At 44.2% G+C, this 6,965-nt stretch carries 6 protein-coding genes; 3 read left to right on the top strand and 3 right to left on the bottom strand.

All coding sequences use genetic code 11. From position 1 onward, the window contains the following. Nucleotides 1-335 (top strand): hypothetical protein (locus tag MUP17_10890; protein ID MCJ7459485.1); only part of this gene is annotated, 335 nt, incomplete at its 5' end. Nucleotides 336-533: 198 nt separating this feature from the next. Here MUP17_10890 and MUP17_10885 read toward each other — a convergent pair. The 3 genes from MUP17_10885 to MUP17_10875 all read right to left on the bottom strand — a co-directional run bounded on the left by MUP17_10885 (nt 534) and on the right by MUP17_10875 (nt 4,661). Beyond that, nucleotides 534-2,264, bottom strand: a complete 1,731-nt coding sequence (locus tag MUP17_10885; GenBank protein ID MCJ7459484.1) for a PAS domain S-box protein — start codon at nt 2,262-2,264, stop codon at nt 534-536. 88 nt (nt 2,265-2,352) lie between these two features. Then, on the bottom strand, nt 2,353-3,555 hold the full coding sequence (locus MUP17_10880; GenBank protein MCJ7459483.1) for a type II secretion system F family protein: 1,203 nt from the start codon (nt 3,553-3,555) through the stop codon (nt 2,353-2,355). A 26-nt stretch (nt 3,556-3,581) separates the two neighbouring features. Then, nucleotides 3,582-4,661, bottom strand: coding sequence for a PilT/PilU family type 4a pilus ATPase (locus tag MUP17_10875; protein ID MCJ7459482.1), 1,080 nt, complete (start codon nt 4,659-4,661; stop codon nt 3,582-3,584). Nucleotides 4,662-5,157: 496 nt separating this feature from the next. Here MUP17_10875 and mtaB point away from each other — a divergent pair, with 496 nt between their 5' ends. Together mtaB and MUP17_10865 are read left to right on the top strand one after the other, a co-directional pair. After that, nucleotides 5,158-6,429 (top strand): tRNA (N(6)-L-threonylcarbamoyladenosine(37)-C(2))-methylthiotransferase MtaB, encoded by a 1,272-nt coding sequence (gene mtaB / locus MUP17_10870; GenBank protein MCJ7459481.1) that lies wholly within the window; start codon nt 5,158-5,160, stop codon nt 6,427-6,429. Then, a partial coding sequence (locus tag MUP17_10865) for a 50S ribosomal protein L11 methyltransferase (protein MCJ7459480.1) occupies nt 6,426-6,965 on the top strand: 540 nt, incomplete at its 3' end. The genes mtaB and MUP17_10865, both read left to right, overlap by 4 nt.

The raw sequence follows: 6,965 nt of genomic DNA, 5'->3' as shown, positions 1-6,965 counted from the left end.
TCCTCATCTTCAATGGATTGGTTCTTTATGAAAGAGCTGTCTGGTGGAGAAAAGCAGGGGAAGTCTGTCAGGAGGTTATCCATCAAGCAGGTAAGATAATCAGCCTCTCTCCTCAGGATTCAGAAATCTATTTTGCCAATCTTCCTCAAAGGATAAATGGAGCCTATACTTTCCACATCGGTTTTGAGGAAGCGATTTCTATTTTTTACCCTGAATCGAGAGTGAAAGTTTATGATCTGGGACTGCTTAAGGATGATGAGCTTGAGGCTTTGAGAGGCAAGTACAAGGGGGGAATCTATATTTTCAAAGCGAAAGGTTTTGAGAAATTATTTTAGTGGTAGGGGCGAGATTTCCTCGCCCTCCTCTATTTAAATAAAGAAAGCAAGGCTAAAAGCCCTGCCCAATATCTCCCTCTCCTTCCCAAGGAGAGGGTTGGGGTGAGGTTAATTCTGACTCATCCTGGTAAACCTGAAGGTTTACACTCCACCCCATCTTACATCTTTCGTCTTACTTCTTACCTTTTTTCATGTCTGTTATGAGACCTGGGCCACCTCTTTTTTCACTCCATGATACCTGTGCAGATAGACTATAAAGGCGGTTCCCTGGCCCAGTTTACTTTTGCATTCTATTCTTCCATTTAGATTGGCAACTATCCTCTGAACGATGGCTAAACCCAGGCCGGTTCCGGTTTTTTTGGTAGAATAAAAAGGTAAAAAGATTTTTCCCATCTGCTCTTCAGGTATACCATTCCCCTGATCTAGGACAGCCAGAGGCAGGAAGAGATCTTCCTTCAGCTTCTCTTTTCTATAATTTCGAATGATCTCCAGATCAGAAGGCATACAGGTGATTATCAGCTCATTTCCCTTTTCCTCCATTGCCTCCAGGGCGTTCACCAGGAGATTTAGCAGGAGCTGTTTGAGCTGATTTTCCTCTGCCAGAATATAGATCGGGAAGTCACCCAGCCTTTTTCTTAGGTCTATTCTTGCCTGATAGGAGGGATGTTTTTTCGCGATCTCGATAACCTCATCCACAATTCTCCCCAATTCGACTTTTCCTAAGGGGGTCTCTCCCAATTTGGCGTACTGGAGGAACTCGGTTAAGATCGTATTTAATCTGCTGCTTTCCTTGATAATCAATTCTAAGAGTTTGTTATTTTCCCCTTCAAGATTTAATTCGTTTTTCAAGACCTCAACCGAGCCGGAAATTGAGGCCAGGGGATTCCTGATCTCATGTGCGATTCTGGCAGAGAGTTCACCGACAGTGGCCAAACGGTCTTGAATTCTCATCTTTTCCTCTATCTTTTTCGCTTCAGTTAGGTTTTGAAATACGGCGATCACTCCTCTCTTTTTGTTACTTTTCCCCTGGAGGATAGAGGTACTTATGCCCAAAGGAATTTTTTGTCCCAACTGGTTTCTGATATATAGTTCACTTCTGAAGTCGATCTGCTCAGTATTTAACGCCTGCTCCAACTTTTCACACAGTTCCGGCATTCTGCGGTTAAAGACTTCTTTGAAATTTTTGCCCTTCAGCTCTCTGGCTGAATATCCCAGGATCTCCTCTGCCGTCTGGTTGTAATAGATTATCCTGCCCAGTGTGTCTACGGTGATAAGCCCGCTGTGCATATGCTGGAGTATGTCATCCGTCTCCATTTTCATCCGGTCCAGTTCCAGCGAGACCAGGGAAAGCTCCCGCCCCTTTACTTTTAAGCGTTCAGAAAGGTAGCCGCTCAAAAAAGCAATCAGGTAAAAAGAACAGAGATATAAGAATATCCTGTAAAAATCAGGGTCATTTAACTGATAGATATTTTTTATCCAGTCGACCGACAGTAGATTTTTAAAAGCGAAAAGATTACCCCAGATGATGGTTGAGGCGTATCCCAGGCTGGATAAAGTTGCCACAAGCAAGGCGCCTGCCAGATTGTAAAACAGGCTGGCCGACACTATGGTCAGAAGAAAGAGGATAGCAAAGGGGCTCTCCGCTCTACCGCTTGCAGCCATTATGCCGGTTTCCACCAGGACCTCGAAGATCAACTGAAGAACGACCACTCCCTTGAACAACAGTTCAGAGTTAAGTTTTTCTTTGAACAACAGGAGCATAAGCAAAGCGAAGGTTGTCAGGCTATAGCAGAGAAAGGGAAAAAAAAGCTCTTTCGAAACTTTGAAGTACAGGATTACTGTCAAAAGTATAAAAACGTAAATCAATAGCCTGAAGAAAAGCGGAAGAGAGATCTTAGCAGGCTCTGGTGTTCTTTTTTTGGAGTTCATTGCAGTCGGGAAAAAACTGTTTGCCTAAAAAACTGCCCTGGTTTTACCCAGGGCAGGAGATCGTCAATCATTAAGCCATTTTGTTTTCTTATCCAATTTTACCTATGATATCGAACATAGGCAGATACATGGAGATCAGGATGCCTCCCACTATGCCGCCCATAAAGATGATCACCACCGGCTCGATAATCGAGGTCAAGGCTGAGACAGCCGCATCCACTTCCTCCTCGTAGAAATCTGCTATCTTGCTAAGCATATCATCCAGTCCTCCGGTCTTTTCTCCAACTGAGATCATCTGGGTTACCATAGGAGGAAATACCCCGGTCTCTTTCAAAGGCTGGGTTATAGTTTCTCCTTCAGCAATAGCGACAACCGATTTCTTTATGGCATTCTGGATAACTTTGTTACCAGCAGTCTTGGCAGTGATGTCCAGCGCCTCCAGTATCGATACTCCAGAGGAGATCAAAGTTCCGAGGGTGCGGGTAAATCTGGAAATTGCGCTTTTCCTTAAAAGATCACCGATTAAGGGAAGCTTCAAAAGGAGTTTATCGATAGTCAAACGGCCCTGATCGGTCCGCACATAGAACCTGAACCCAACTGCAGCCAGGGCCAGGAAAATCAACCCGGCCAGAAAGTTGGCTCTTAAGAAATGACTTAAACCTAAGACGAATTTTGTAGGTCCTGGAAGCTCAGCTCCAACCCCGGAAAACATTTTGGCGAAGATGGGCACAATGTAAGTAAGCATTAAGGTAGTAGCTCCTATAGCCACTATAAGGATAACAGCAGGATAGATCAGAGCGCCCCTTACCTTTCGCACCAAAGCATCAGCCTTCTCGCGATAGACGGCTAACCTTATAAGGATGGAATCCAGAGCTCCTCCTATCTCACCGGCATCCACCATGTTTACATAAAGATCATCGAAGGTCTTCTTGTGCCTGGATAGAGCTTCAGCTAAAGTGGTGCCTGCCTGGACACTTTCCTTGACCTGTCCGATCACTTTTCTCATCCCTGCAGAATCGCTCTGCTGAGAGAGTATCTCCAGACATTGAACCATGGGAAGTCCTGCCCCGATCATGGTAGCGAACTGGCGGGTAAACCTGGAGATGTGAACTTTTTTAATTTTTTTACGGCCAAAGCTGAGTTTGATGCTGGATGGCTTTTTTATCACCGAGCTTACCAGGATCTTATTATTGCGCAGAAGCTTTTCCAGCTCGCCCCGGTCTCTGGCTTTAAGCTCTCCGGAAACAGATGTTCCGGCTAAGGTCTTTCCTTTGTATTCGAAGATAGGCAATTTACTCCTCCTTCATTTCAAAAAAATCACACCAGGTTAGAGATCTGCTCCTTTTTGGACAAGAGCTCATTCAACTCCTGAGGGTTCGAACTTCTCCCTATTGCATCTCCAATCGTTATCTTATGGGTCAGATAAAGCTCTGCTAAGGACTGATTCATAGTCTTCATACCATATTTCTGCCCTGCCTGCATCATAGAGTAGATCTGATGGATTTTGTCATCCCGGATCAAAGCCCGGATAGCCGGGGTGCATACCATTACCTCCAGTGCCAGGACCCTGCCACCACCAATCTTGGGAATCAGTTGCTGGGTTACCACTGCCTGTAAAACAAAAGAAATGGTAACTCGCACCTGTTCCTGCTGATTGACCGGAAAAACATCGATTATCCGATTCATCGATTCAACGCAGGAGTTAGTATGCAGAGTAGCAAAAGCCAGATGTCCGGTTTCGGATATGTTCAAAGCCGCTTCCATGGTCTCCAGGTCCCTCATTTCACCAATGAGCACTACATCCGGGTCCTCCCGCAAGGCATATTTCAGAGCAGAGGCAAAGGAAGTTGTATCCGAATAGACTTCTCTCTGGTTAATAAGGGCGCAGTTATGGCGGTGCAGGTATTCTATCGGATCTTCAACCGTGATGATGTGACAATGCCTCTCTTTATTGATTTTATCGATAAGGGCAGCTAAGGTAGTCGATTTACCGCTACCTGTTGGCCCGGTGATTAATACTAATCCTCTGGGCAGATTAGCAAATTCAATTGCCACTTTAGGCAGTCCCAGTTCTTCAAAGCTGGGTATGTGGTGAGGGATCATCCGTAAAGCAACTGCTACGTTTCCTCTCTGCATAAATACGTTACATCTGAACCGGCTGAGATTCTCTATTCCAAAAGAAAGGTCTAACTCGCTTTTTTCCTCGAACTTCTGACGCTGCTTCTCGCTCATAATGGAGTAAGCCAGTTTCTTCGTGTCCTCAGGAGTCAGAAGATCATGGCTGGTCTTAATCAGTTTGCCGTCAATTCTCATCTGCGGAGGGCTTCCCACGGTCAGATGAAGATCAGAAGCATTCTTTTTGACCATCGTTTCTAAAAGTTCTCTTAAGCCTACCATAGGTTCTCCATGGGTTTAAGGAATGAAAATTGCTTAATCCAAGTTCTGGATTGTTCTTTTACTATTATCGACTTTCGGGTAAAATTCTTTATTAGAACTGGTGTAAAAAGAAAAGCTGTCTATAATGTTAAAGAGTGTAATTTCCAATGACTTATATAGAGATATGGTCCATTCTCCGTTTGCCTAATTCTCTTTCAGGTTAGGGTATCTTCTTGTAGTAGAATGAGGTAGAACAGGCACCCTGCCTGTTCATTTACTTTAAGACACAACCCATCTTGAGGGCAAGATGGGTCTACCGATAGGTGCTTGGCTGGTAACTACAGGTAGACCCGCCTTGCCCACAAGGCGGGTCTACTCTCATCAAGTGGCTGAGCGAGATATATCCCAATTAAAGTCATACCCCCTGGGTGCGGTTGTCTCCCCCTACACCACTTTTTCTGTTTACAAATCTCATCTCAAAGATTAGATTTTGACTGACGTTTAACTTTTTATCATTATGAGCCAGAGAAAAGTCGCTTTATTTACCGTAGGATGTAAGCTAAATCAGTACGAGACCGAATGGATGGGGGAGAGTCTGGAAAAAGCAGGTTTCGTAAGGGTTGGTTTCTCTGAGCAGGCAGATTTATATATAATCAATACCTGCACTGTAACGGCTCAGAGTGATTATTCATCAAGACAGGCTATTTATCGAGCTTTTAGAAGGTCCCCAGGCTCTAAGATTGCTGTAGTGGGCTGCTATTCTGAAGTCGAGCCGGATTTGCTGAATAAATTGCCAGGAGTTGCTCTGGTCTTAGGGAATGAAGAGAAGAAAAGTATTGGAGAGGTTATTCTGGAGAGATTGTACAGCGAGACATCAGAGATAATAGAACAAAAGAACGGGATTGCTGGAAGATTTAAGCATACCCGTGCCCTGGTGAAGATTCAGGATGGATGCAATGAAAATTGCTCTTATTGTATAGTTCCTAAGGCTCGCGGAAGGGAAAGATCCAGAGATGCAAAGGAAATCGTTGATGAGATAAAGGGATTAGGGGATAAAGGGTTCAAGGAAGTGGTGCTGACTGGTGTTCACATTGGTAAATATTCACAGGACGGAATGAACCTTACTGCTCTTCTAAAGAGAATCTTAGCCGAGACGCAAGTAGAGAGGGTCAGGTTAAGCTCGATCGAGCCAAAGGAGTTAGATGGGGAATTGATAGAGCTTTTATCTCAGGAGAAAAGGCTCTGCAGGCACATGCATCTGCCTCTGCAAGCTGGAAGTAACGAGATTCTAAAAAGGATGAGAAGGAATTATACGGTGGAGGAATACAGGGATTTAATTCAAGAGGTCTTTGACAGGATTGAAGGAGTGACCTTAGGTGCGGACGTTATGGTTGGTTTTCCAGGAGAAAGCGAAGAGGATTTTGAAAAGACTCGCGGATTTATTTTGTGCTCACCCCTTTCTTATCTTCACGTCTTCAGTTATTCGGATAGAAGGGAAACCTTAGCCTCGGAGATGAGAGATAAACTAACGCCTCAGGTGATTCATAAGAGGAGTGAAATTCTTCATCAGATCGGTAAAGAGAAATGGGAAAAACATCTGGAACGCTTTACCGGAAAAAAGATGGAGATTTTAGTGGAGGGCACTAAGGACAAGAAAACTGGCAGGTTGATTGGGTTGACAGATAATTATATCCGCGTCCTGATGGAAGGTGATGATGGGCTAAAGAACAAAATCCTGCAGGTCAAAGTGGTCAAAAGGGAAGGGAAATTTCTCATAGGTGGGAGGTGAGCATTTCAACAGGAATCGATAAAAATTTTACCGAGATAAAGCTAATTCTTGCCCGGACAATGTCAGAACTTTTCGGGAATTTACTGGTGGAGAATGGCTGTAAAGGATACGTCACAGAGGAAAAGGGAAGGGATAAGATTGCTTTAAAGGGGTATCTTAAAGGTAAACTAAAGGCTGAATCTTTACTCGACAAGGTGAACAAATATGCCGAATCGCTCAGAAAACTTGATAAAAACGATATAGAGATCAAGGTCGAGTTAACAGAAATAAAAGAGGAGGACTGGTCAAAAAAATGGAGAAGAACTTTTAAGCCAATTCGGGTGACAGATAGAATTGTTGTCAAACCGAGCTGGATCAAGAAAAGATTTCCTCAGAAGCTTGTGATCGAGATGGAACCCAAGATGGCTTTCGGAACCGGAGAACACTCCACTACCAGGCTCTGTTTGAAAGCAATAGAGAAATATCTAAAAACTGGTGACCGGGTTTTAGACCTGGGGACCGGAAGCGGTATACTGGCTATCGCGGCGGCTAAATTG

This window comes from Candidatus Zixiibacteriota bacterium (assembly GCA_022865345.1).
GTDB lineage: Bacteria > Zixibacteria > MSB-5A5 > MSB-5A5 > RBG-16-43-9 > RBG-16-43-9.
Note: the sequence above shows the minus strand (reverse complement) of the source record. Positions and strands in the feature narration are given on the sequence as shown.